Annotated in this window: 20 protein-coding genes; 19 read left to right on the forward strand and 1 reads right to left on the reverse strand. The window is 55.2% G+C overall.

Features of this window, described 5'->3' with window-relative positions:
• Positions 1–17: 17 nt before the first annotated feature.
• The 4 genes from AC2Q8J_RS00670 to AC2Q8J_RS00685 all read left to right on the forward strand — a co-directional run bounded on the left by AC2Q8J_RS00670 (position 18) and on the right by AC2Q8J_RS00685 (position 6,948).
• Entirely contained in the window at positions 18–2,390 is a 2,373-nt protein-coding gene (locus AC2Q8J_RS00670) for a TonB-dependent receptor (RefSeq protein ID WP_486451894.1), read from the forward strand.
• A 241-nt stretch (positions 2,391–2,631) separates the two neighbouring features.
• Positions 2,632–5,232: a TonB-dependent receptor gene (locus AC2Q8J_RS00675; RefSeq protein WP_204995772.1), complete on the forward strand. Its 2,601-nt coding sequence runs from the start codon at positions 2,632–2,634 to the stop codon at positions 5,230–5,232.
• Between the two features lie 115 nt (positions 5,233–5,347).
• Positions 5,348–6,304, forward strand: coding sequence for an XdhC family protein (locus tag AC2Q8J_RS00680; protein WP_286695729.1), 957 nt, complete (start codon positions 5,348–5,350; stop codon positions 6,302–6,304).
• Positions 6,304–6,948, forward strand: a complete 645-nt coding sequence (locus AC2Q8J_RS00685) for a nucleotidyltransferase family protein (RefSeq protein WP_486451895.1) — start codon at positions 6,304–6,306, stop codon at positions 6,946–6,948. The genes AC2Q8J_RS00680 and AC2Q8J_RS00685 overlap by 1 nt, the downstream gene beginning before the upstream one ends.
• On the opposite strand, the gene AC2Q8J_RS00690 is transcribed toward AC2Q8J_RS00685, so the two are convergent.
• Positions 6,930–7,814, reverse strand: a complete 885-nt coding sequence (locus AC2Q8J_RS00690) for a LysR family transcriptional regulator (protein WP_424142403.1) — start codon at positions 7,812–7,814, stop codon at positions 6,930–6,932. The genes AC2Q8J_RS00685 and AC2Q8J_RS00690 overlap by 19 nt on opposite strands.
• Before the next feature lie 115 nt (positions 7,815–7,929).
• On the opposite strand from AC2Q8J_RS00690, the gene leuC reads away from it, so the two are divergent.
• From leuC to purF, 15 genes are all read left to right on the forward strand, one after another.
• Positions 7,930–9,351: a 3-isopropylmalate dehydratase large subunit gene (leuC, locus tag AC2Q8J_RS00695; protein ID WP_486451896.1), complete on the forward strand. Its 1,422-nt coding sequence runs from the start codon at positions 7,930–7,932 to the stop codon at positions 9,349–9,351.
• Between the two features lie 10 nt (positions 9,352–9,361).
• Positions 9,362–10,012: a 3-isopropylmalate dehydratase small subunit gene (gene leuD / locus AC2Q8J_RS00700; protein ID WP_204995769.1), complete on the forward strand. Its 651-nt coding sequence runs from the start codon at positions 9,362–9,364 to the stop codon at positions 10,010–10,012.
• A 63-nt stretch (positions 10,013–10,075) separates the two neighbouring features.
• Positions 10,076–11,143: a 3-isopropylmalate dehydrogenase gene (gene leuB, locus AC2Q8J_RS00705; RefSeq protein ID WP_348655283.1), complete on the forward strand. Its 1,068-nt coding sequence runs from the start codon at positions 10,076–10,078 to the stop codon at positions 11,141–11,143.
• Between the two features lie 86 nt (positions 11,144–11,229).
• Positions 11,230–12,345: an aspartate-semialdehyde dehydrogenase gene (gene asd, locus AC2Q8J_RS00710; protein WP_424145694.1), complete on the forward strand. Its 1,116-nt coding sequence runs from the start codon at positions 11,230–11,232 to the stop codon at positions 12,343–12,345.
• Complete coding sequence (locus tag AC2Q8J_RS00715; protein ID WP_486451897.1) at positions 12,345–13,310, forward strand: Asd/ArgC dimerization domain-containing protein; 966 nt, start codon at positions 12,345–12,347, stop codon at positions 13,308–13,310. The genes asd and AC2Q8J_RS00715 overlap by 1 nt, the downstream gene beginning before the upstream one ends.
• A 148-nt stretch (positions 13,311–13,458) precedes the next feature.
• Complete coding sequence (locus AC2Q8J_RS00720; RefSeq protein ID WP_486451898.1) at positions 13,459–16,581, forward strand: FimV/HubP family polar landmark protein; 3,123 nt, start codon at positions 13,459–13,461, stop codon at positions 16,579–16,581.
• Positions 16,582–16,583: 2 nt separating this feature from the next.
• Positions 16,584–17,471 (forward strand): tRNA pseudouridine(38-40) synthase TruA, encoded by an 888-nt coding sequence (truA, locus tag AC2Q8J_RS00725; protein WP_239547683.1) that lies wholly within the window; start codon positions 16,584–16,586, stop codon positions 17,469–17,471.
• A gap of 43 nt (positions 17,472–17,514) precedes the next feature.
• Positions 17,515–18,150 carry a phosphoribosylanthranilate isomerase gene (locus AC2Q8J_RS00730; protein ID WP_204995765.1) on the forward strand — a complete coding sequence of 212 codons (636 nt, stop codon included), beginning with the start codon at positions 17,515–17,517 and terminating at the stop codon, positions 18,148–18,150.
• Positions 18,151–19,374 carry a tryptophan synthase subunit beta gene (gene trpB, locus AC2Q8J_RS00735; RefSeq protein WP_486451899.1) on the forward strand — a complete coding sequence of 408 codons (1,224 nt, stop codon included), beginning with the start codon at positions 18,151–18,153 and terminating at the stop codon, positions 19,372–19,374.
• A 12-nt stretch (positions 19,375–19,386) separates the two neighbouring features.
• Positions 19,387–20,208 carry a tryptophan synthase subunit alpha gene (trpA, locus tag AC2Q8J_RS00740; RefSeq protein ID WP_486451900.1) on the forward strand — a complete coding sequence of 274 codons (822 nt, stop codon included), beginning with the start codon at positions 19,387–19,389 and terminating at the stop codon, positions 20,206–20,208.
• A 50-nt stretch (positions 20,209–20,258) separates the two neighbouring features.
• Positions 20,259–21,131 (forward strand): acetyl-CoA carboxylase, carboxyltransferase subunit beta, encoded by an 873-nt coding sequence (accD, locus tag AC2Q8J_RS00745; RefSeq protein WP_027873910.1) that lies wholly within the window; start codon positions 20,259–20,261, stop codon positions 21,129–21,131.
• 15 nt (positions 21,132–21,146) lie between these two features.
• A complete protein-coding gene (gene folC / locus AC2Q8J_RS00750) occupies positions 21,147–22,439 on the forward strand; it encodes a bifunctional tetrahydrofolate synthase/dihydrofolate synthase (RefSeq protein WP_486451901.1) in 1,293 nt (430 codons plus the stop codon).
• 92 nt (positions 22,440–22,531) lie between these two features.
• Positions 22,532–23,101 carry an SPOR domain-containing protein gene (locus AC2Q8J_RS00755; protein WP_486451902.1) on the forward strand — a complete coding sequence of 190 codons (570 nt, stop codon included), beginning with the start codon at positions 22,532–22,534 and terminating at the stop codon, positions 23,099–23,101.
• Positions 23,102–23,167: 66 nt separating this feature from the next.
• Positions 23,168–23,689, forward strand: a complete 522-nt coding sequence (locus tag AC2Q8J_RS00760; RefSeq protein ID WP_051171142.1) for a CvpA family protein — start codon at positions 23,168–23,170, stop codon at positions 23,687–23,689.
• 33 nt (positions 23,690–23,722) lie between these two features.
• Complete coding sequence (purF, locus tag AC2Q8J_RS00765) at positions 23,723–25,243, forward strand: amidophosphoribosyltransferase (protein ID WP_204995760.1); 1,521 nt, start codon at positions 23,723–23,725, stop codon at positions 25,241–25,243.
• Positions 25,244–25,254: the final 11 nt, after the last annotated feature.

The raw sequence follows: 25,254 nt of genomic DNA on the forward strand, positions 1-25,254 counted from the left end.
CCTAGGAGAGTCTGTTCATGAAGATAATGCGTGTGTGCTCCATTGGTTTGGCTTCGGCGGCAATGACAGCAGGGTTAAGTCCACTGTCGTCAGCGATTGCCGCCCCAGCTCTTGAAGAGGTCTTGGTAACCGCAACCCTGCGAACCGAGAGTCTGCAAGACGTGCCGGTGTCGGTGAACGCGGTCAGTGGTGAAAAAATGCAGGAAGCCGGTATCGACAAAATCGAAGACCTGCAGGCCTATGTACCCAACCTGTCAATGTCGGAGACAGGCATTGGCACAAACATCTATATTCGGGGGATCGGGTCTGGGATCAACCCCGGCTTTGAACAGTCCGTCGGTATGTATTTTGATGGCGTTTCATATAGCCGAGCCCAGTTAACGCGGGCACCCTTTCTAGATTTGGCCCGTGTTGAGGTATTGCGTGGTCCGCAAAATATTCTCTACGGAAAGAACAGTATCGCTGGCGCACTGAGCCTGATTTCTGCGCGACCAGGAGACGAGCAGGAAGGCTCGCTATCGGTGTTGTACGAGCCGGATCACGAAGAACAAATTGTCGACTTTATTTTGTCGGGCCCACTTACCGACACCTTGGGCGCGCGCATCGCGATGCGCAAACGCTCGATGGACGGCTACATTGAAAATCTCACCCTGAACCGCGATGAGCCAGCTCGTGATGAGAGTACTTTCCGCGCAATTTTGGACTGGGAGGCGAGTGCAGACCTGACGGCGATGTTGAAATTCGAGTTGGGTAAATTCAATGTTGACGGTCGCCAAATTGAAATTGTGAACGACCAGCCCTCAACGAATCCGGCCTTTGGTGGCGCGAGCTACAGTCAAATTCTTGTAGCGCAGTTTGGTGCGGATCCCTCGGTGCTGAATACCGGATTGGATTACAAGCGCTCCTCGAATGGGGATTACAGCAATAACCGGACGCGTAATTTTACCTTGAACGTTGACTATGCGCTGGGTGAAGGCACGCTGACTTTCATTACCGCGGCATTGGAGTACGAGTTTGATGAGCTCTGTGACTGTGACTTCACTGGCGCCAATGTGTTTAGCATTCCGTTCAGCGAGGACTATGAGCAGTACAGCCAAGAAATTCGCTGGGCCTCACCGGTAGGGGAAACCTTTGAGCATATTGGTGGCTTGTACTATCAGACCAGCAAGCTCGATTTCTATGACAGCATTGTGATTGATAGTGCGATTATCCCCACTGCAGTAGCATTGAGAACAGGCTCGCAAGCGGCGGGTAACTCCATTGCCAATACCACAACACCACGCTACTTCAGCTCAGACGCTGAATTGTGGTCAGTGTTCTGGCAGACCACCTGGAATGTTACAGATCGCTTACGCGCCAACTTTGGTCTGCGTTATTCTGAAGAGGAAAAAGACGGCTCGCGTAGCCTGACAGTTGCTGATCTGCAGGGCAACGAACGGCCACTAGGTACGGTGGACGGTGTTCTAGCGGGGGTTTTCAAAATTGAACGGCATGATTTGGAAGACACTCAAGACACTGACCAGCTCGCACCGTCGATCAATGTTCAGTTTGATGCGACCGATGAGATAATGGTTTACGCAACGGCGAGCCGCGGCTACAAGTCCGGCGGCTTTGATGCACGCTCAAACGCATCGCCAAGCGCTGCCCCCAACGCAGCGGGCAGCGTCATCATTGGCTCATTTGAATACGACGAAGAGGAAGCAACCAGCTTAGAAATCGGCGCCAAGAGCAGTTTTTGGGACGGGCGTGCTGAGCTCAACGTTGCCGTGTTCATGACTGAGTACGACGATCTCCAGGTGAGTATCTTCGACGGTACCCTCGGCTTTAATGTCGGCAATGCTGGTAAGGCTGAAACTCAGGGTATTGAATTCGATGGCCGTATTGCGCTTACCGATGAACTGGTGATGAGTGCAGCGATCGCCTTCCTTGATTTTGAATTCACTGAGTTCGAAAACGGTCAGTGTTTCCAAGGGCAAACTCCAGACTCTGTCGTGAATGGGGTCGCCTTCTGTGACTACAAGGGCAAGACTAACCAATACGTTGCCGATTACTCAGGTAACTTGGCATTCAACTACACGCATAGCTTTGGCGATGCCATGGAGTTTCGTGCGGCCACTGACTTTGTCTTTACCGATGACTACAACTCCTCGCAAAACCTCGATCCTAGCCAGGAGCAAGACGGCTACGTGAAAGTGAATATGCGCTTGGCGATCGCCGATGTGAAGGACGGTTGGGAATTGGCGCTGGTTGGTAAAAACCTGACTGACGAAGAGGTGGTGTCGTATTCCAACGACACGCCGTTGGCGAACAGCAGCTTCGGCAGCGTTAACCACTATGCGTTTATTGAAAGACCACGCAGCGTAGCAGTTCAAGCAAGCTGGCGCTGGTAAGCACAAGCTGGCTTACACTTAGGCGCCGCATTATAGCGGCGCCTTTGCTTTTAACCTTGAGCTATATGCTCTACAACGATAAGCTTTCGTGACATTGCGTAGACACCTTATTTCGTATATGTTGTCGGCGATCACATTACCTTGCGCGCAGCAATGCGACGCGGGAATCCTGGAGGGGACATTACTGGAGCATTCGCGCCAGTGGGGTCAGTCATAATAAAACAAGGCATCTGGAGGTCATATGACCTTGAATAAATCATTAGCACGTTTTCGGCGCTCGGCGCTGGCAGCGGCGGTTTCTGTAGCAGCAACACCGCTGTTTGCAGCACCCGCTTTGGAAGAAGTTATTGTTACTGCAACACTGCGGGCAGAAAGCTTGCAGGATGTTCCGGTATCCGTGAACGCTGTGAGCGGCGACAAAATGGCTGAGGCGGGTATCGCCAAAGTTGAAGACCTGCAAGCATATGTACCCAACCTGACAATGTCAGAGACGGGGATCGGTACGAACATCTACATTCGCGGTATCGGCTCGGGCATCAACCCGGGTTTTGAACAGTCCGTGGGTATGTATTTTGACGGTGTCAGCTACGGCCGTGCGCAGCTGACGCGCGCACCTTTTCTTGACCTGGCCCGCGTCGAAGTTTTGCGTGGCCCGCAGAATATTTTGTTTGGCAAAAACAGCATCGCTGGTGCGCTAAGCTTGATTTCAGCGCGTCCCGGACAAGAGTTTGAAGGCTCTGTGTCGGCGACATACGAGCCCGACTTCAACGAGCAAATTATCGATTTGGTATTGTCTGGTCCGTTAACGGATACCGTGGGTGCGCGTCTTGCGATCCGTAAGCGCGATATCGATGGTCATATGGAAAACCTGACCTTGAATCGCGACGAGCCAACGCGCGACGAGGGGACCATTCGGGCAATCTTTGAATGGGATGCGACGGAAAACTTGGTTGCAGCCTTGAAATTGGAAGTGGGTAAGTTTGATGTTGATGGCCGCCAGATCGAAATCATCAATGATCAGCCGTCAACCTCGAGCACGGGCTCGTTCAACGGCCGCACCTACGCAGAGATTCTCGACTTCACTGAAGTTGCAGCCGGTCCCATTGTATTGGCCTCTGTTGATGCGGACTCTTCTGTACTGAACAACAAACAGGACTTTAAGCGTTCGTCGAACGGTGACTACAGCTACAACGACACGCAGAACATCACGCTGAACGTTGATTATTATCGCGAAGGCCACCAGTTTACTTTCATTACTGGTTTGCTGGGTTACGATACCGAAGAGCTGTGTGACTGTGACTTCACTGGCGCGCCAGTATTCAGTGTGGGCGCTGAAGAAAACTACGACCAGTTCAGCCAGGAATTTCGTTGGGTATCGCCTGTCGGTGAAACCTTTGAATTTATCGCCGGTGGTTTCTATCAAAAGAGTGAGCTTGAGTTCTTTGATAGCATCCGTGTAGACAGTGATATCCTGCCCGGGCTGTTGAATGCTGCGGATATTCAAGAAGCGGGTGCTCGCGGTGAACGCCCACCGGGTGATATTGAAGGCGGCCCTCTGGATAATGTGGCTTTGGGCCTTTTCGCTGGAACTCCCCTTGAGGCACTTTTGCAGCCCGCAGCTGACGCCGGTTTGCTTAACGCGCTGGATTTGGGTGGTTTCGGTGATGCAGGGGATGCAATTCGCGACTTGGGCACCCCCCGTTACTTCACTACGGAGACAGAGCTGTTCTCGGCTTTCCTGCAAACAACGTGGAACGTTACAGACTTGTTCCGAGCAACCATAGGGCTGCGGTATTCGCATGAGACTAAAGATGGTAGCCGTAAGTTAGACTTCGTTAACCGTGCGACGGGTGAGCGCCCAGATGAGGGTGAGATCGACACCGTTGTGGCGAAGAACTTCTCCGCTGAGCGTCACGACTTGAGTGGCTCACGTACCGAGGAAAATATCTCGCCGTCGTTGAACCTGCAGTACGATGTGAACGATGACGCGATGCTCTACGGTACATTGTCGCGTGGTTACAAATCAGGTGGTTATGATGCGCGCTCCAATGCGTCTCCGGCAACCAATCAGATTCGTCCGCTACAGAACTTAGATAACGGCGATCCAGTGGTTCTTGTTGGTAGCTTTGAGTATGAAGAAGAGCAGGCGACGAGCTTGGAAATCGGTGCGAAAACAACGCTGCTGGATGGCGCTGCTGAGTTGAACATCGCGGCATTTTACACTGAGTACGACGACCTTCAGGTAAGTATCTTTGATGGTACGCTCGGCTTCAATGTGGGTAATGCCGGTGCTGCGACGACCATGGGTATCGAGCTTGATGGCCGTATCGCATTAACTGAAAACCTGATGATGACCGGTGCCCTGGCCTTCCTTGACTTTGAATTTACCGACTATGAAAACGGTCAGTGCTATCAAGGACAGACGCCAGATACGGTGACTGCTGAAGGGATTGCTTATTGTGATTACAAAGGTAAGACCAACCAGTACGTAGCTGATTACTCTGGTAACTTGACCTTTGTATACACCACGATGCTGACCAGTGATATCGAATTCCGCGGTGGTGCGGACTTCGTCTTCACCGGTGACTACAACTCGTCGCAAAACCTCGACCCGAGCCAGGAGCAGGATGCCTACGTGAAGACTAACCTGCGTTTGGGGTTGTCAGATGTATCTGCTGGATGGGAAGTGGCGTTACTGGCTAAGAACTTAACCGATGAAACGGTAATTTCTTACTCCAACGACACGCCGCTGGCGAACAGCATCTTCGGTAGCACGGGCCACTACGGTTTCGTTGAGCCGCCACGTAGCTTTGCCATTCAGGGTACTTACCGCTGGTATTGATCCGTCGGTAGTACGCTATAAACGCCGCTTTATGCGGCGTTTTTTTTGCCTTTTTTAAATGGCTGGTTTCATAATGTTGGGGATGTTTAGGGTTGTATAAATCTGGGGATGGCATTTGAAAAATACCGATCAACTGGTTTTGGCTGCTGCGGCGAGCGCCGTTGACGAGGGGCAGGGCGGCTGGCTATGTACGATTGCAGCGACATTTGGCGCGTCGCCCAGGCCGCTCGGGGCGATGGCGTTTTTGGCCGCTGACGGCGCGTTAACAGGTTCGCTGTCCGGTGGGTGTATAGAGGATGATCTCCTGGAGAAGCTGGCATCCGGGCAACTCGCCGCCACTCACTGTGAGTTGCTGGAATATGGTGTCAGCCCAGAGGAGAACGAGCGCTTTGGGCTGCCTTGTGGCGGCCGTATGAAAATTTTCATCGAGCCGCTTACCGCCAGCCACTTAGCAGATATTCGCCGCCTTTTGCTCGCCTTGGATGAGCGCAGGGCGATGCGTAGGCAGGTTGATTTGCAAAGCGGGGATTGGTCTCTGCAAGGCTTGGAACACTGCCAGGCGTTGAGCCTGGGCGAGACGACCTTACAGCAGGATTTTGGCCCCCGCTTTCAGCTATTACTGGTTGGGGCTAACGAGCTGGCTCGCTGCATTGCGGAGCTTGCCTTGGCGATGGATTATCGCGTGCTCGTGTGTGACCCGCGCGATGACCGGCGACAGCGCTGGTCTTTGCCTGCGGTTACGGTGTTGCCCGGCATGCCCGATGACGTGGTGGCAGAACATGCCGCAGATGCGCATAGCATCGTCATTACCCTAACCCACGACCCGCGTATCGACGATATGGCCTTGATGCAGGCCTTGTGCGAAAACTGCTACTACGTCGGCGCCTTGGGTTCATTGCGAACGTCTGAAAAGCGCCGCCAACGCCTGCTTCAGCTCGACTTAAGTGCCGAGCAAATTGATCGCCTTCACGCTCCGGTGGGTTTGCCCATTGGCAGTAAGTCGGCGATGGAAATCGCTGTGGCGGTTATGGCAGAGTTAACCCAGTTGCGCAGTGGTAAACGGGCTGTGTAATGGCGGTGTTGCCGTTATTGTTGTTGGCCGCTGGCCGCAGTCGTCGCTTTGGCGAACAGGACAAGCGATTCACGCCGCTTCCCAAAGGTGGTGAGATGCTGCCTGCCTTAATCCGGCGGGCTGGCAAGGCGGGAGCGCAGGCTTTCGCCGTGTTGAGTGAGTCCGACCGCCACAATAACGTTGCGGCAAAGCTCGATGCGCCGTGTTTCTATGCACGCCGAGCGGAAGAAGGCATGGGCTTCTCCTTGGCCGCGGGTATGCGCGCGTTGTTGCAGCGCTTCGACTGCACCGAGGAGCAGTTGCGCTCTCACGCGTTGCCGCCGAGCTTGCCTGAGGCGGTATTAATCATGCCCGCGGATTTGCCGCTGCTGCGAATTACCACGATTTCTCAGCTGATTAACGCTGCCTCTGCGGACGATATCGTCGTGCCACGTTGTCAGGGGCGGGTCGGTCACCCGGTGGCCTTTGGTAGAAAATATTGGCCGGCGCTATGTGCGGTAATGGGTGAGCAGGGCGGGAAGGGAGTAATCCAAGATCCAGCGTCGACGCGTCGGTTTATCGACGTCAGTGACCCGGGTATTTACAGCGACGTGGATACGCCAGAGCAATTGCTGGCGTTGGCTCCTCACTTCACGCCGCCGTGATCAATATTTGGTAAAAGGTCTATGAAGGCGCGCGATGCATTCGACAGACTGCGGTTGCGGTGGTGTACGCAGCCCAGGGTGCGACTCAGTTGCATGTTCTTCAGTTCCAGGGCGGTAACACTGTCGTCCAGAAGGGTTTGCGGCAGGATGCTCCAACCTAAACCGATGCTCACCATGACCTTGATGGTCTCAAGGTAGTTGGTGGACATACCAATATTCATTTCCAGCCCGGCCTCATCGAAAAGGCGTTTGATAATTTGCCCAGTATAGGTGTTCAGCCCGGGTGGTAGGGCGGTGTGTTGGCTCAACATTTCGGCGGTTACCACACCAGCGTTACTCAGTGGGTGGTCGTTCGCGACCGCCACGGTGAGCTGGTCTTGCCACACCGGCAGGAAGCTCAAATGTTCCTCCTGGCTTGGAGATAGGGTGATCACTGCCAAATCCATCTCACCGTGGAGGATGCGGTGGTGGGCCTGCTCTGAATCCATAAAGTCGATATCCAGCTGGACGTCTGGGTATCGTTGGCTGAATTCCCGCAATACCGGCGGCAGGCGGTGTAGCCCTATGTGGTGGCTGATGCCCATCGACAGGCGGCCCGATACGCTGCCGCGAAGGTCGTCGATGCGTCGGCGGGCTTCGCGGATGTCTTGAAGAATGCGCTGCGCTTCCGGCAGCAGTGCGCGACCGGCTTCGGTAAGGTGAATATGCCGGCCAATGCGGTCAAATAGCTTGGTATTGAGCTGCTTTTCCAGCGTGGCAATACGCTTGCTGATTGCGGGTTGGGTGAGGTGGAGCTGCTCCGCCGCGCCTGAGAATGAGCTGCATTCGGCAACACATAGAAACGCTTGTAGTGATTGTGTGTCCATGGAAGTAAGTTTATTCATTCCTCTTTGGAATTGAAATAATAAAAAATATGAATTTGTTTTATTTTATGTGGCTGCGTAAAATTGCCTGCAATGAGAGGAGACTGGGGGATCATTCATGGCTTCACAAACGCTTTACGACAAATTATGGGCCGCGCATCTGGTAAAAGAGCGCGATGACGGTACCGCCTTGATCTATATTGATCGCCAGCTTGTCCACGAGGTGACATCGCCGCAAGCATTTGAAGGCCTTAGGCTTGCCGGGCGTCAGCCCTGGCGCGTGAGTGCCAATATCGCAACACCGGATCACAACGTGCCCACGGTCCTCGCTGAGCGCAGTGCGGGTGTGAGCGGTATCCAAGATGAAATATCGCGTATCCAGGTTCAAACACTTGATGATAACTGCGATGAGTTCGGGATCACTGAGTTCTCGATCAACGACGAGCGGCAGGGGATTGTTCATGTTGTCGGTCCAGAGCAGGGGGCAACGCTGCCTGGTATGACAGTGGTCTGCGGTGACTCGCATACCGCAACCCACGGCGCGCTGGGCGCGCTGGCCCACGGTATTGGCACCTCTGAGGTCGAGCATGTATTGGCGACCCAGTGCCTGATCCAGAAGAAGAGCAAAAACATGTTGGTGCGCATCGACGGCAAGCTCGGCGTCGGTGTTACCGCCAAAGATGTCGTCCTTGCCGTAATTGGAAAAATCGGTACCGCAGGCGGCACAGGATATGCCATTGAATTTGGCGGACAAGTGATCCGCGACATGTCGATGGAAGGCCGCATGACCATTTGTAATATGGCCATAGAGGCCGGTGCGCGTGTGGGTATGGTTGCCGTGGACGAAACGACCATCGACTATGTAAAAGGTCGGCCGTTTGCCCCCAATGAGCAAGAGTGGGAGCAGGCGGTAAGTTACTGGCAAACACTGCACAGTGACCCCGATGCTTATTTTGATGCGGTGGTTGAGCTTGACGGCAGCAGTATCGAGCCACAAGTGACCTGGGGTACCAGCCCGGAGATGGTGGCGGCAGTCGGTGCGGTAGTCCCCGCTCCCAATGACTTTAGCGACCCTGTCCAGCGCAGTGCTTGTGAGCGTGCGCTGACGTATATGGGGCTTAGCGCGGGGCAAGCCATTACCGATATCACCCTCGACCGGGTGTTTATCGGTTCCTGCACCAACTCTCGTATTGAAGATCTTCGCGAGGCCGCTGCGGTAGTGAAAGGCAAAAAAGTGGCCGAGAGTTTGAAAGAAGCGCTGGTTGTTCCCGGTTCAGGCCTGGTCAAAAAACAAGCCGAAGCAGAGGGACTGGATAAAATCTTTACTGAGGCGGGGCTGCAGTGGCGTGAGCCAGGTTGCTCTATGTGTTTGGCAATGAACGCCGATAAGCTCGGAGCGGGTGAGCACTGTGCCTCAACGTCTAACCGAAATTTTGAGGGGCGTCAGGGCTTTGGTGGTCGAACGCATTTGGTGAGTCCGGCGATGGCGGCAGCAGCGGCTATTGCAGGGCATTTCGTCGACGTGCGCGAGTGGATATAAGGAGCAAACAATGAAAGCGTTTACCCAATTAGACGGACTCGCGGCGCCAATGGATCGCGCGAATGTCGACACGGATATGATCATTCCCAAGCAGTTCCTGAAGTCGATTAAGCGCAGTGGCTTTGGGCCAAATTTGTTCGACGAGCTGCGTTACCTGGACGAAGGGCGCCCGGGCGAAGACTGCAGCCAGCGCCCAATCAACCCGGATTTTCCGCTCAATCACGCCCGTTACCAGGGCGCTTCAGTGTTGTTAGCGAGGGAAAATTTTGGTTGCGGTTCAAGCCGCGAGCACGCTCCCTGGGCATTGGAGGATTACGGCTTTCGTTGCGTTATTGCGCCGAGTTTTGCCGATATCTTTTTTAACAACTGCTTTAAAAATGGCATCTTACCGATAGTGCTGCCAGCGGATGTTGTCGATAATTTGTTCAATGAGATGTACAGCTCAGAGGGCTATCGCTTATTGGTTGACCTGCCCGCGCAGACGATTACCACGCCAGCAGGTGACGTCATAACCTTCGACGTTGATGCCTTTCGCAAGCACTGCCTGATCAATGGTCTGGATGATATCGGCTTAACCCTGCAGGATGCCGATGCTATCCGCGACTTTGAAAAAAACTGGCAGCAAAAATCGCCTTGGTTGTTCCGCGAGCATCGCGCGTAAACATACTGACAAACTACATACGGGAATAGAAACGTGTCTGAAAAAACTGCTCGCAAAGTATTGATGTTGGCCGGCGATGGTATCGGTCCGGAAATTATGGCCGAGGCTCGCAAGGTCTTGGAAGCGATCAATCACTCTCACCAACTTAATTTGTCGCTAGACGATGCGCTGCTTGGCGGCGCCGCTATCGACGCGGTGGGCACGGCACTGCCGGATGAAACCTTCGAGAAGTGCCAGGCAGCTGATGCTATTTTGCTGGGGGCTGTAGGCGGACCTAAGTGGGATCAGTTGCCCCCTGCAGAGCGCCCAGAAAAGGGTGGCCTGCTGGAGATTCGCAAGCGCTTGGATTTGTTTGGCAATTTGCGTCCCGCCATTCTTTATCCGCAGTTAGCCGATGCGTCTTCGCTGAAGCCAGAGCTGGTTGCCGGCTTGGATATACTGATTGTACGCGAGTTGACGGGCGGTATTTACTTCGGTCAGCCACGCGGCATTCGCGAGCTCGATAATGGTGAGCGCGAAGGTTACAACACCTACGTTTACAACGAATCGCAAATCCGCCGGATCGCCAAGGTGGCCTTTGAGTTGGCGCAAAAACGCGGCGGACGTCTGTGCAGTGTTGACAAGGCCAACGTACTGGAAGTGACCATGCTGTGGCGCGAAGTCGTCGACGAGATGGCCAAAGACTATCCGGATGTCGAGCTCAGCCATATGTACGTTGATAACGCCGCCATGCAGTTGGTGCGCGCGCCGAAGCAATTTGACGTTGTCGTTACCGGCAATATGTTTGGCGATATTCTTTCTGACGCCGCAGCGATGTTGACCGGATCAATTGGCATGCTGCCTTCGGCGTCACTAGATGTGAATGGCCGCGGCATGTATGAGCCCTGCCACGGCAGCGCGCCCGACATTGCCGGGCAGGGTATCGCGAATCCACTGGCGACCATTCTGTCGGTGGCAATGATGTTGCGCTATTCCCTGTCTGAGCCCGATGCTGCGCAGTGCATCGAAGACGCAGTAAGCCGTGTGTTGGATAAAGGGCTGCGTACCGCGGATATCTACTCTGAGGGTTGCCAGAAGGTGGGCACCGCGCAGATGGGCGATGCCGTTTTGGCCGCTTTATCGGAAGTGTAAACACTCGTCGTTGGCCGCCTGCGGGGGCTAATGGGGCGCCGGCTTGTGAGTGGGTTGGTCGCCATGTAGGAAAGGAGGAATGAGTAATGAAAGTAGGTTTTGTTGGTTGGAGAGGCATGGTGGGCTCAGTATTGATGGGTCGCATGCTCGAAGAAAACGACTTTGATGGTATCGAACCACAATTTTTCACCACCTCAAATGTCGGTGGGCAGGGCCCGGACATCGGTCGCGATATCGCGCCGTTGAAGGATGCGCACGACATCACTGAACTCGCTGCCATGGACGCGATTATTTCCTGTCAGGGTGGTGATTACACGAAGGCGGTATTCGCCGATCTGCGCGCCAGCGGTTGGCAGGGCTACTGGATTGATGCGGCATCATCACTGCGCATGAGCGATGATGCCATTATCGTACTGGATCCGGTTAACCTCGACGTGGTTAAACAGGGCCTGCAGCGCGGCGTTAAAAACTACATCGGCGGCAACTGCACCGTAAGTTTGATGCTGATGGCCGTTGGCGGTCTGTTCCGCGAGGGCATGGTTGAGTGGGTGAGTGCGCAAACCTACCAGGCGGCTAGCGGCGCCGGTGCCAAAAATATGCGTGAGCTGATCTCACAAATGGGGAGTATTCGCGACGCGGTGGCGCCGGAATTGGCTGATGCACGCAGCAATATCCTGGATATTGATCGCAAGGTGGCCGAGGCGATGCGCGGTGATGCTTTCCCAACACAGGAATTTGGTCATGCGCTGGCCGGTAGCCTGTTGCCTTGGATTGACACCCAGCTTGAGAACGGTCAAAGCCGTGAAGAATGGAAAGGGCAAGCTGAGACAAACAAAATTCTGGGTCGCGACGACTCGCCGATTGCGATTGACGGCAACTGTGTGCGCGTTGGTGCAATGCGCTGTCACAGCCAGGCACTAACCATCAAGTTGAACAAAAATGTACCGATGGGTGACATTGAATCCATCCTTGCCAGTGCCAATGACTGGGTCGATGTGGTTCCCAACGAGCGCAATGCAACACTTGAGCGGCTAACCCCAACGGCGGTGACCGGTACATTGAGCGTACCCGTTGGTCGTTTGCGGAAACTGAATATGGGCGAGCAATACCTCTCGGCTTTCACGGTTGGCGACCAATTGCTGTGGGGCGCTGCTGAGCCTTTGCGCCGGATGTTGCGCATTATCCGAGGTGATATTGCCTAATGACCCACTATGCCATTTTTGCCGCCGATAGCCTGGAGGGAAAGCACCTCCTGGAAGCGCTCAGTGAGTGGGAGGCTGCGCCAACAACGCTGCGGCTATACAGCGCTGCCGCTTACGACGCTGAGCCGGCAATGTATCGTGGGCGTCCGCTGGATTTTCGACCTCTGGATGAGGCGGATTTTAGTGCTGTGGACGTTGCGGTATTTATGCCTGGCGAACCCTTGCCGCAGTTAGTTGATGCCGCAGAGAGTGCAGGCTGCGTGGTCGTTGATGCCGCTAATGTGTTGTCTCAGCGCGGCGATGTGCCGGTATTTTGTGCAGGCAGCGAATTGGCTGAAGGGGAAAAAAGTGTCGCGATTGCCGATGCGGTGAGTAGCCATGTGTACGCATTGCTTGCGCAGCTACCAACGCCCCAGCGCATCGACTTGGCGGTCGCGCAACCCGTATCGAGTGCAGGCAGCAATGGTGTTGAGACCCTCGCGGCAGAAACGGCGCGCCTGCTGAATGCGCAGTCGCTTGAGTCCAGTCAGCTGCCAGCACAGATTGCCTTTAATGTTTTGCCGCTAACTGCCGATAATAGTGCAGATATTGAGCATAATCTGGCTACCCTGCTGACACAGGGGCGGGATGAATTCGCGCAGGTTCACTGTCAGGCTATGTTGGCGCCGGTGTTTTACGGCCATTGCACGCTGCTGCGAGCGGAGTTTGGTGACGCTGTGGCTGCCGCGCAATGGCGCGAGCAGCTGCTGGCAAGCGATGTGTTTCGTTTGCGTGATGGCAACGCGGAAGCACTGGCGAGTCCAGCGGGTCTACAGGGCAGTGAAACGATAGATATTGCTGAGTGGGCTGTCGATCGTCGCGACGAACGTGTTTTGCGCGCAACCATTGTGGCAGACAATTTGCGTAAAGGTGCCGCACTTAACATTATTGAAGCGCTTAAAATCTTGATAAAAACCGACACATAGCTAATATTTACGCTTACTATCGAAGAATAATTCTAGATAACAACGCCTGTAGTTTGCGGTCCACACTGCGAAGCTATTCGATATTCACGCCGCGCTGCGCCTCGTTTCGGGATCGACAGACGCGGTGCAGCAACGAGACGGTGGAAATATGAGCAAGAGTCTGGCCCGTGTAGCAGTATTGGTGGGCGCCATTCAAAGTGGTTTTGTGAGCGCCCTCGGGGTAGGGGACATCGCCCTGGCGTCCTCCCTGAACCAGCCGTTTAAAGCCTTTATTCCACTGCGCGAGGCCGAGGGTTTGGAGGCTGCTCAGTTGCGCGTTGATCTTGCTGACGCGTCGGCTTTCGACAATGCAGGCATTGATCGCACACAATTTCTCAATAGTTTGGATTTTATTGTCGAGGTGGGTGAAAACGGCCGCGGCCGAATTATTGTCACCACAACCCAGCCCGTTGTTGAACCCTATTTAGATTTCATTATTGAAGTTCGCTGGCCAAACGGTCGCATGCTCCGTGAATACACGGTGCTGTTGGATTTGCCCGTTTTTGAATCTGATCTCGCTCCCACCCAAGCTGCACGGGTGCCGGTGTCCAATGTCTCACCCTCACCGGCGCAGCCGTCTTCCCCGGTCGCTGAGCGGGAGCCCGGCGGCTCGCGCGGCAGCGTTAGCGTGGCGCCACCGGTTCCAGTGTCGTCAGTTCAGGATGATTCTGCAAAGTCCCTGCAGCCGCGGCCGCTGGAAAAAAAGACCGATCTGCCGTCGAGTGATCAAGACGGGCAATACCGCGTGCAACATCACGATACGATGTGGCAGGTGGCGGCAAAGCTTCGCCCCAGCGCCTTTGTAACAACCGAACAAACCATGATCGCGCTGCTGCGCAAAAATCCCGAAGCCTTCATAGGTAATAATATCAACCGCGTTAAGTCGGGTTATGTTCTCGAGATCCCCAGTGAAGATGAGATTAACGCGCTCGATCATGAAACAGCGCTTCAGACAATTAGGCAGCAAGCGAAAGATTGGCGACAACGCCGGACTTCCAGTGCGGTTTCCGTAGACGCGGGTGCCGCGTCCGAGCAAAAGGCACCTCAACTCGACGCAACAAAAAAGGCAGAACAAGCACCGGTTGATTCCGCGACCAGTGATGATGTGCGCTTTAGTATTGGCAGTGCGGGTGACACCGCGTCAAGTGAAGAGGTTGATGAGCTGCGTCGCCGACTGAGCGAAGAGCAAGAAGTGCTCGAACAAGTACAGCTTGAGAATGCCTCCATGGCGAGCCGTGTGCGAGAAATGGAGAAGCAAGTTGATACCTTGCAAAAGTTGATCGCACTCAAAAACCGCGAGTTGGCCGCGCTGCAGGCTGGCCTGGCGGCCAACTCTGCCGATGCGACAGAGGAAGCTAACGCCATCTCAGCGGAAATTGCCGAGGTAGAAGCCAGCCTCGAGGAAGACCAGCGTGCTTTGGAAGAGCGCGAGGCTGAGATTACGGCGGCGGCGCGCAATGCCCTGAATGCGACTGCCCCGAATGCGAATGAAGAGGGTGGTGACGCCGAACCTGCCGCTGATGCCGCCGACGTAGCGAGCGAAGCCGCAGAGTCCGTGCCACCAATGTCTAGCGAGCAGGAGCGCTCGCCAGCGCCGGTAGAGACGCCGTGGTACTTAGTGCCGCTATACCAATACGCCGCCGCAGGACTGGGTGTATTGCTACTGCTTCTATTATTGGTGCGTCGCCGAGCTGGCGCCAACGATGATGCAGAGCCACAAATCGAACCACCACTTGCCGATGCCGGTGCGCTCAATAATCTGGATGCGCCCTCGGCTGACGAAATAGCGCCTGTCGATGAGCTTGATGAGCCGAGCGCTGAAGCCGACGCCGCGGCCGAAGAAATTGCCGGTGATTTCGATTTCGACAGTTTAAACGATGACTTCTCGGAGCAGCCCAGCAGCGAATCAGCGGAAGAGTCGGTGGAAGAGGCGGTTCAGCCGCAGACCGGCGACGCGATTTCAGAGGCTGAAATTTATGTGGCTTATGGTCGTTACGATCAGGCGGCGAGCTTACTGAAGAGTGCTATCGCCAATGAGCCGGAAAACACCGAGCTGCGTGTTAAGTTGCTTGATATCTATCTGGATACGCGCGACCGGGAGGCCTTCCTTGAGGCCTATCAGCAGCTAGAAATGCATGGCGATGCCGATGCGCTGGCGCGCGTTAAAGAGTCGATGTCTGCTATCGAGGGTGTTAGCGGTTGGTTGAGTGATGAGCCGTCGTCTGCGGTGACCGAAGAGCTGGAGTCTCTCGATAACCTGGATGAAGAGTTGGCTTTTCTGGACGGAGAAGATCAGCACGAAGATGATGGCAGCGAAGCCCTAGACGAAGAGGTGGACGCTACGCCGATGCCAGAAGCTGACCCGAATTCGGCGGCGGGTGCTGAGGCGCTTTCTCTGGACGATGATTCCAGCACTGGCAGTGAAACGGCAGCCGACGAGCCGGTTTTGGAAGGGCTTGAGGACTTTGATTTTGCTTCCGATGATAGCCTCGACGTCGATGGTCGTGATGACGAGTTGGAATTGGATGCATTGTCGACAGAAGGCAGCGACCTGGAGCTGGACGACGGTAGCTTTGAAGCCTTGGACGAGCTCGGTGACGCTGATCTAGACCTGAGCGAATTATCCGTTGGCGATGATGCCGTTGCAGAGAGCGACACGGTTGCAGAAGGTAATGATCTTGGTGCAGACCTCAGCGACTTTGACTTTAGTCTAGAAGACAGTGACCTCGGTGAGTCAATGTTGAGCACTGACGACAGCGAGCCCCAGCCGGAGGCGGCGGCAGAGGAATTGTCTGAATTGGATGATCTCGACGCCGCATTGGCGGACCTGGATGCCGAGGTAGAGGGTTTGTCGCTGGCTGAGGATGCCGGGGCAGACACCGAGGACCAGGCCATTGAAACCGTGGTCGATGCCGCCGATGCCGATGCTGATCAGGAGCCGCTAACGTCAACCGATGGCGTGGCGCTCGACGAAGCTCAGGGTGACGCCGACGAGGTCGGTGCGCTGAATTTAGATGACTTGGTTTTTGATGAATTCTCTGCTGATTCGGCCGAGGAGGATATGCCTGAGTTGTCAGACAGTGATGATATTTCGAACAAGCTGGATCTCGCCCGCGCGTTTATCGACATGGGCGACGAAGACGGTGCCCGGGATATTATTAATGAAGTGCTGGAGGCGGGTAGCGACGAACAGAAAGCGGCAGCCCAGGCATTAATGGAGCAGTTGAAGTAACATTGAGCACCCCTAGTTTCGAGCCGCAAGCATTCGAGCGCGCCGATACCGAAACGCTACCTGAAGGAACGCGCATAGCCATGGCGCTGGAATATCAAGGTGGCGCTTATCGGGGTTGGCAGAGCCAGGACAAGCCAAAGGTTGCAACCATTCAAGACGCGTTGGAGTCGGCCCTGTCTTCCGTTGCAGCCAGCCCGGTAACCGTGATTTGCGCGGGTAGGACCGATGCGGGCGTTCATGCCAGTCACCAAGTCGTTCATTTCGATGCCCCGGTGGGGCGCAGTGTTAAGGCGTGGCACGCGGGCTGTAATGCCTTGCTTCCCACTGATATCGCTGTGCGTTGGGTGCGCCCTGTCGCCGGTGATTTTCATGCCCGTTTCTCCGCAACTGCACGCCGTTATCGCTATGTAATTCTGAATCAATTGCGGCGCTCCGCGCACTTGGTGGGCGGCGTTACTCATATCGATGTGCCATTAGACGAAGCGTTGATGCATCGAGAGGCGCAAGTGTTGGTGGGTGAACAGGACTTTAGCGCTTTTCGCGCGGCGTCCTGCCAGTCTCACAGCCCGATGCGCAATATCCATTACGTCAACGTAAGCCGCCACGGCCGTTACGTTGTGATAGATATTCAGGGCAATGCCTTTCTTCACCACATGGTGCGCAATATCGCCGGCGTCTTGGTGGCGGTGGGGAGTGGAGCGCAGCCCGTTGGTTGGACCGCAGAGGTGCTTGCCAGTCGAGATCGCAGTCAAGGGGGCGTTACGGCTAAACCCCACGGCCTGTATCTTGTAGATGTGAATTACCCTTCCGAGTTTGACCTCCCTCAACTATCGCCAGGGCCGGAATTTATCCGCTCATTCGGTGCTGAATTTGCGGCAGACAGGCCGTAAATTTGCTAGTATTTCCAGCCTTTAACAGCTTGGCTGAATCTGAGTGTTTCGAACCCGCGTAAAAATTTGTGGCATTCGCCGGCTGGAAGATGCGCAAGCCGCTGTTAACGCCGGTGCAGACGCGCTGGGCTTTGTTTTTTATGAAAAGAGTCCACGGTCAGTGAGCCCTGAACAGGCCGCTGACATCATTGCGCAATTGCCCGCCTTTGTTACCAGCGTTGGCTTGTTTGTCGACGCACCGATTGAGGTGTTGCGAGACACCTTGGCAGTGTGTCCACTCGACCTTGTGCAGTTCCATGGCAATGAGTCGCCGGCATTCTGTGAATCGCTGGGACACCCTTATATGCGCGCACTGCGAATGCGAGAAGGGATGGACGTGAGTGGTGTTGCCGCAAGTTACAGCGGCGCCCGAGCCATTCTGCTCGACAGCTATAAGCCGGGCGTTCCAGGCGGCACAGGCGAGGTCTTCGACTGGCAAAAGATTCCGACGCAAAGGGCGTTTCCGCTGCTGTTAGCCGGTGGCTTGAACAGTGAAAACGTCGGCGCGGCGATTGCGAGTTGTCGTCCTTGGGCGGTGGATGTCAGTGGCGGAGTGGAAAGTGCGCCCGGTGTTAAGTGCGCCGAGCGTATTCGGCAGTTTTTTCAAGCGGTCGCAGAAGCAGACCGACGGGAGTATTGAGTGAGTAAGCAGCAAGAGCACGTTGATTTTAGCCAGTTCCCCAATGCGGAGGGGCATTTCGGCCCTTATGGTGGCCGTTTTGTGTCGGAGACGCTGATTTTTGCCTTGGATGAACTTGCTGAGAATTACCAGCGCTTGAGCCAGGACCCAGAGTTTCGGGCCGAGTTCGATCGCGATCTTGCCTACTATGTAGGTCGACCATCACCGCTGTATCACGCTGAGCGCTGGTCTCGTGAAGTCGGCGGGGCGCAGATCTACCTGAAACGTGAGGACCTAAACCACACCGGGGCTCACAAAGTTAACAACACTATCGGTCAGGCCCTGCTTGCCAAGTACATGGGCAAAAAGCGCGTGATTGCGGAAACTGGCGCTGGCCAGCACGGTGTCGCCTCGGCTACGGTTGCGGCCCGTCTGGGCATGGAATGCCAGGTATTTATGGGCGAAGAGGATATTCGTCGTCAGGCGCTGAACGTGTATCGCATGAAGTTACTTGGTGCCGAAGTGATCTCGGTTAAATCGGGTTCACGCACGCTTAAAGACGCGATGAACGAAGCGATGCGCGACTGGGTTACCAATGTAGATGATACGTTTTACATTATCGGTACGGCGGCCGGCCCGCACCCTTATCCGATGCTGGTGCGCGACTTTCAATCGGTCATTGGTCGCGAAGCGCGTGAGCAACACCTTGAGCAGACCGGCAAACTGCCCGACGCCCTGGTGGCCTGTGTCGGCGGTGGGTCGAATGCCATTGGTTTGTTCCACCCCTTCCTCAATGATGAATCCGTGGCGATGTACGGCGTAGAAGCGGGTGGGCACGGCGTTGCCACCGGTGAGCACGCTGCGCCGCTCAGCGATGGCACCCCGGGGGTATTACACGGCAACCGCACCTACTTGATGCAGGATGAGGCCGGACAGATTATTCATACGCACTCAGTATCTGCCGGCTTGGATTACCCCGGTGTTGGCCCTGAGCACTCATGGTTGAAAGACATTGGCCGCGTTAATTATGTGGCAATTAACGACGATGAAGCGCTCGATGCCTTCCGTAAGCTCACCTTAGTTGAAGGTATTATGCCGGCACTGGAGTCCAGCCACGCCATCGCTTACGCGGAGAAGCTGGCCGCAACAATGCGCCCAGATCAAAGCATTGTGGTGAACTTATCCGGGCGCGGAGATAAGGATATTCATACGGTAGCCGGCATTGACGGCATTGGAATTGATTGACGGGGAAGGACATTGAGTCGTCTAGCGAAAGTATTTGAACAACTTGCCGAGCGCGGTGCGAAAGCCCTGGTGCCATATATTGTTGCGGGTGATCCTGCGCCGCAGCATACGGTCTCTCTGATGCATGCGCTGGTCGACAGCGGTGCAGACATTATTGAGCTGGGGGTACCATTTTCAGACCCCATGGCTGAGGGGCCAACCATTCAGCTGGCTCACGAGCGCGCGTTGGAACACCATGTGTCGCTCTCTCAGGTTTTAGACATGGTGGCGGCGTTTCGCGAAACCAACGCGGACACCCCCGTGGTGTTGATGGGCTACACCAATCCGGTTGAGCACATGGGTTACTCACAGTTTGCCGAGCGCGCCAAGCAGGCAGGCGTTGACGGGCTGCTCACTGTTGACATGCCCCCGGAGGAAGCCGGAGAAACCAGTCAGTTGTTGCGTGACGCTGGTATGGATAACATCTTCTTGCTAGCGCCAACGAGTAGCGATCAGCGCGTTGCGAAAGTGGCCGCTTTGGCGAGTGGCTACCTGTACTGCGTGTCCTTAAAGGGCGTCACTGGTGCGGGTCACTTAGACATAGACAGCGTGCGTGAGCAAATGCAGCGCATTCGCCAGCATAGCGATCTTCCGGTAACCGTTGGTTTCGGTATTAAAGACGGTGAGTCTGCGTCGGCGATTGCGCCCTTGTGTGAGGGCGTTGTGGTCGGTAGTGCACTGGTGGACCGTCTTGCCAAATGGGATAACGCTGCAGATACTGACAAACAAGTAGCGGAGGCGGTGTCACTGATCGCCGATATTCGCAAAGCCATAGATGCGGTAGCCGACGTTTGAAGCGGCGCCACAGTAAAAACTAAAAGCACGATAACAGACAGGAAATAACAATGAGCTGGGTTGATAAAATTCTGCCCTCAGGGGTGCGCCGTTCAGATCCTTCGGAAAAGCGGAAGTCGGGCGGTGTTGTTCCAGAAGGGTTGTGGAAGAAGTGTGTAAAGTGTGAGGCGGTGTTATACCGGCCTGAGCTTGAAGAAAATCAGGATGTATGTCCGAAGTGTGACCACCATATGCGCATTGGCGCCCGACGCCGGATCGCGCTGTTTTTGGACGAGCAGGGTCGCGAAGAAATTCTCAGTGGCATCGAGCCCGTTGACCGCCTGAAGTTCAAAGACAAGAAAAAGTACAAAGACCGCCTCGCCGCGGCACAGAAAAGCACGGGCGAAAAAGACGCTCTTATTGCCTACAAAGGCACAGTGAAAGACGTACCTGTTGTGACGGTGGCCTTCGAGTTTAATTTCCACGGTGGTTCGATGGGCTCGGCAGTGGGGGAGAAGTTCACCCAGGCTGCGAATATTGCCCTGCAAGAGCGCCGTCCATTGGTGTGCTTTTCCGCATCTGGCGGAGCGCGCATGCAGGAAGCACTGATTTCTTTGATGCAAATGGCAAAGACCAGTGCCGTACTTGAGCGCCTCAAGCAAAATGGCGTGCCCTATATCTCGGTAATGACCGATCCAATTTATGGCGGTGTCTCTGCCAGTTTGGCATTGCTTGGCGACATCAATGTGGCAGAGCCGGGCGCTCGCGCTGGGTTTGCTGGGCCGAATATCATCGAGCAGACCATTCGTCAAAAACTCCCGCCGGGCTTCCAGCGTAGCGAGTTTTTGCTGGAACATGGCGCCATCGATATGATTGTTCGTCGTGCAGATATGCGCGACACCCTTGCCAGAGTGCTGGGTAACCTCACTTTCTACCAAAACTAAACAGGTAAGCGCCCCATGCGGTTTGTGCAATTGCAAGATTGGTTGCAATGGATGGAGGCGCAGCACCCTCGCCAGATTGACCTCGGCCTAGACCGCGTTTCAGCGGTCTTTCAGCAAATGAATCTCGCGCTCACCATGCCCGTGATCACCGTTGCCGGTACCAACGGCAAAGGCTCCTGTGTGGCATTGTTGTCGGCAATATTGGAAGCAGAGGGTTACCGGGTGGGGGCCTATACCTCACCGCATTTACTGCGCTATAACGAGCGGGTTCGTATTGATGGTGAAGAGGTGGCAGATGCCGCTCTTGTGCGAGCTTTCGACAAGGTCGATCGGGCTAGTGGCTCACTGTCGCTGAGCTTTTTCGAATTTGGCACCCTGGCTGCGCTGCAGCTTTTCTCCGACGCTCAGCTGGATGTCCTGATTCTTGAAGTCGGCTTAGGAGGGCGCTTGGACGCCGTCAACATTGTCGATGCCGATCTCGCCTTGATCAGTTCCGTGGATCTCGACCACGAAGCATGGCTGGGTAATGACAGAGAAACTATCGCCCGTGAGAAAGCCGGCATTGCCAGGGAGAATACACCGCTGATCTTCGGTGATCCGCGCAGCAGTGCGGCGGTCGTCGATATTGCGCAGCAACTTGATGCGCCGCTCTATGCTCGGGGCAGTGAGTTTTTCTTCGAAGAGGCCGCAGATTGCTGGCATTGGCGGGGGCAGCGACGAGATGGCTCTGAGCGCTTGCTGCGATCGCTACCGCTACCGCCGGTGATGTTGGACAACGCGGCAGCAGTCCTGCAAGCTGTTTGTCTGTTTGAACTACCGGTCAGTGAAACGGCGATTCGAGAGGGCTTGGCGCAGGTTCACATCGCTGCCCGCGGGGAAGTGCTACCCTTGCGTGAGCATGGTTTGCTGCTCGATGTTGCCCACAACCCAGCGGCCCTGTCGCGCTTGGCCAAGCAGTTGGCCGACATGCCCAACGGTGGCAAGTGCACAGCCGTGCTGGCGGTGATGGAAGATAAAAAAATAGCGGGGAGCTTGAGGGAGCTAAGCCCCTATATTGATCAGTGGTACTTGCCGGAATTACCTGGCATAGCGCGGGCGATGGCGCCAGCTGTGTTGGCACGTCACTTGTTAAATGAAGGTGTTGATAGCGCTGCAGTACACACTGTTGGTGATGTTGCCAGCGCCTTACCTGCTATTCGGGCGACGCTGTGTGACAGAGACTGTTTGGTCGTATTCGGCTCGTTCTTTACCGTTTCGGCGGTTATGCAAGCGATGCCTGCTACCGCTTTTGTTGAGACTTTGCACTAATGATGAGACAGCGATTAGTTGGAACTTTGGTTTTGCTTTGTGGTGGCGTGATACTTTGGTCGCTACTCTTTACGGGGCCCGCCGAGTACAAATTGGATCGCAGTACACAAATTCCGCCGGCGCCGCGCATTGAGGCCCCGGAGGTCCAAGAGCCCCAGAAGCCCAAAGATATCCCCTCGGCGTTGGCGCCGATCGTTGAGCCGCAGCAAGTGCTCGAGCCCAGCGATGGTCGCTACAGTGGCGATGGTGTAAAAGCGGCAGCAGCGCTGCCAGAGCGACCGCCGGTATTGCAAAACGAAGTAACCAAAAAGAAAGTAGCGACCGATAGCCGACCAGCACCAACTACACCGGCTGCCAAACCAGCCGCGCCAACCGTTAGCAAAACACCGCCCGCTGAACCCAGTAAGGAAGCACGCGGCTTGCCTGTTGCCTGGGTGATTCAATGTGGCAGTTTTGGCCAGCAAAGTAACGCTGACAATCTTGTGCAGCGCCTGCGCAAGGGCGGCTATAAAGCTTACAGCGAGCCCTTGAAGCGCGGCGATAGAACGCTTTATCGGGTACTTGTTGGGCCGGCTCTGAGTCGTGAGCGCGCCGAGGCCTTGCAAGCGGAAATCAACCGCCGCTTCTCGCTGAAGTCGATACTCAGCCGCTTTGAAGGATAAACGCTTGGGCTGGGCTGCACAGCTTGGTAGAATTCGCCCCTTCACGGGTCGCTGGAGTCGCACGCGGTGCTGACGAGCTTTAATTGGGCTGATTGGGCCATCCTTGCTGTCGTCATTGTTTCTTCACTGATCAGCTTACTGCGCGGCTTTGTCCGCGAGGCGCTATCCCTTGTGTCATGGGCGGTCGCCTTTTTTATTGCTGTTGCATTCCACATGCAAATGGTCGAGGTGTTGGCACCTCTGGTCGATAAGCCGTACCTGCGCGATATTCTCGCTTACGTACTGTTGTTCACGGGGGCGCTGGTACTGGGGAGCCTGGCGACTCACCTGATTGCCGAAGTCGTTAAACGCAGTGGTTTGAGCGGCACCGATCGGTTGTTGGGCATGATTTTTGGCACCACCAGAGGAATGATTGTGGTGCTTGCGGCCTTGGTGCTGCTGCCGTCATTACTTACCGGCATTGAAAACGACCAATGGTGGCAGGAGTCGACGCTGATTCCTGAGTTTCTATTGATGAGAGACTGGTCTGAACAAAGTTTTCACGATCTCGTCGGCTGGGTGTCCTCATTGTGGGATGCTCACCGCTAATTTAACCAATATGCAACAACGAGGTAAGGCTGCATGTGTGGTATCGCTGGCATCGTCGCCAAACGCAACGTCAATCAGGATCTCTATGATGCCCTGACTGTACTCCAGCATCGTGGCCAGGACGCTGCGGGCATCGTTACTTGCCAGGATGGCCGCCTGAATCAACGCAAGGGCAATGGCCTGGTGCGAGATGTTTTCCACACGCGGCATATGCAGCGCCTGGTGGGCACCATGGGGATTGCCCATGTGCGCTACCCAACAGCGGGCAGTTCAAGCCCGGCGCTGGCTCAGCCGTTTTACGTGAATTCACCCTACGGCATTAGCCTGGCTCACAACGGTAACCTGACCAACTCTGAGCAACTGTCGCAAGAGTTATTCCAGTCGGACCTCCGCCACTTGAATACGGAGTCAGACTCTGAAGTTCTGCTTAATGTCTTTGCTCACGAGCTGCAAAAATTGGGCAAACTGGTGCCCAGCGACGACGATATTTTTGCTGCGGTCGCGGGCGTACATAAACGCTGCCGTGGTGGCTATGCGGTAGTGGCAATGATCGCAAACTACGGCGTTGTCGGCTTTCGCGACCCCAACGGCATTCGCCCCCTGGTTTACGGCGTGCGTGAAACCGCACAGGGCAAGGAGTACATGCTCGCGTCGGAAAGCGTGGCTCTGGATGCGCTGGGTTTTCAGCTGGTGGCCGATGTTGCACCCGGCGAAGCCGTCTACATAAGTCATGCGGGTGAGATCACCGTTCGCCAATGCGCGACAGAGACGCATTGCCGCCCCTGTATCTTTGAGCACGTATACTTTGCCCGACCTGACTCGATCATGGATGGCGTATCGGTGTACAAGTCGCGTCTTCGTCAAGGTGAGCGCCTGGCTGAGAAGGTTTTACGCGAGCGCCCGGATCACGATATTGATGTTGTCGTACCCATTCCAGACTCCAGCCGTATTGCTGCCCAATCCATGGCCTCGGTGCTCGGCGTAAAATTCCGTGAAGGCTTGGTGAAGAACCGCTATATCGGTCGTACGTTCATCATGCCGGGCCAGAGCGCGCGCAAGAAGTCGGTTAAACAGAAGCTCAATGCCATTGGCCTGGAATTCAAAGGCAAGAACGTGATGCTGGTAGACGACTCCATTGTGCGTGGTACCACCTGCCAGCAAATTATAGAAATGGCCAGAGATGCGGGTGCGCGCAAGGTGTATTTTGCCTCGGCTGCACCACCGGTTCGTTACCCCAATGTTTACGGTATCGACATGCCATCGGCGCAGGAGCTGATCGCCAATGATCGCAGCGTTGAAGAGATCGAAAAGGAAATAGGGGCAGACTGGCTGCTGTATCAAGACCTGGATGACCTAGTGGAGTGTTCCGCAGAGGGCAACCCCAACATCGACGCCTTTGACTGCGCAGTATTCGACGGCAATTACGTCACGGGTGATGTCGACCAGGCCTATCTGGATAAATTGGCTGCCGATCGCAACGACAGTAAGCAAACTGCGCGTAACGCGGCGGTGGGCGATGGTGCCCTGGTAGGCTTACACAACGATGTGTCGTAGGGAGCGCCAAC

Source organism: Spongiibacter sp. C9W (genome assembly GCF_057370015.1).

Coding starts and splice junctions, on each gene's coding strand:
- AC2Q8J_RS00675 (WP_204995772.1), top strand. CDS start 2,632: ATGACCTTGAATAAATCATTAGCACGTTTTCGGCGCTCGGCGCTGGCA.
- AC2Q8J_RS00670 (WP_486451894.1), top strand. CDS start 18: ATGAAGATAATGCGTGTGTGCTCCATTGGTTTGGCTTCGGCGGCAATG.
- accD (WP_027873910.1), top strand. CDS start 20,259: ATGAGCTGGGTTGATAAAATTCTGCCCTCAGGGGTGCGCCGTTCAGAT.
- purF (WP_204995760.1), top strand. CDS start 23,723: ATGTGTGGTATCGCTGGCATCGTCGCCAAACGCAACGTCAATCAGGAT.
- AC2Q8J_RS00720 (WP_486451898.1), top strand. CDS start 13,459: ATGAGCAAGAGTCTGGCCCGTGTAGCAGTATTGGTGGGCGCCATTCAA.
- leuC (WP_486451896.1), top strand. CDS start 7,930: ATGGCTTCACAAACGCTTTACGACAAATTATGGGCCGCGCATCTGGTA.
- AC2Q8J_RS00715 (WP_486451897.1), top strand. CDS start 12,345: ATGACCCACTATGCCATTTTTGCCGCCGATAGCCTGGAGGGAAAGCAC.
- asd (WP_424145694.1), top strand. CDS start 11,230: ATGAAAGTAGGTTTTGTTGGTTGGAGAGGCATGGTGGGCTCAGTATTG.
- leuD (WP_204995769.1), top strand. CDS start 9,362: ATGAAAGCGTTTACCCAATTAGACGGACTCGCGGCGCCAATGGATCGC.
- AC2Q8J_RS00685 (WP_486451895.1), top strand. CDS start 6,304: ATGGCGGTGTTGCCGTTATTGTTGTTGGCCGCTGGCCGCAGTCGTCGC.
- folC (WP_486451901.1), top strand. CDS start 21,147: ATGCGGTTTGTGCAATTGCAAGATTGGTTGCAATGGATGGAGGCGCAG.
- AC2Q8J_RS00690 (WP_424142403.1), bottom strand. CDS start 7,814: ATGGACACACAATCACTACAAGCGTTTCTATGTGTTGCCGAATGCAGC.
- leuB (WP_348655283.1), top strand. CDS start 10,076: ATGTTGGCCGGCGATGGTATCGGTCCGGAAATTATGGCCGAGGCTCGC.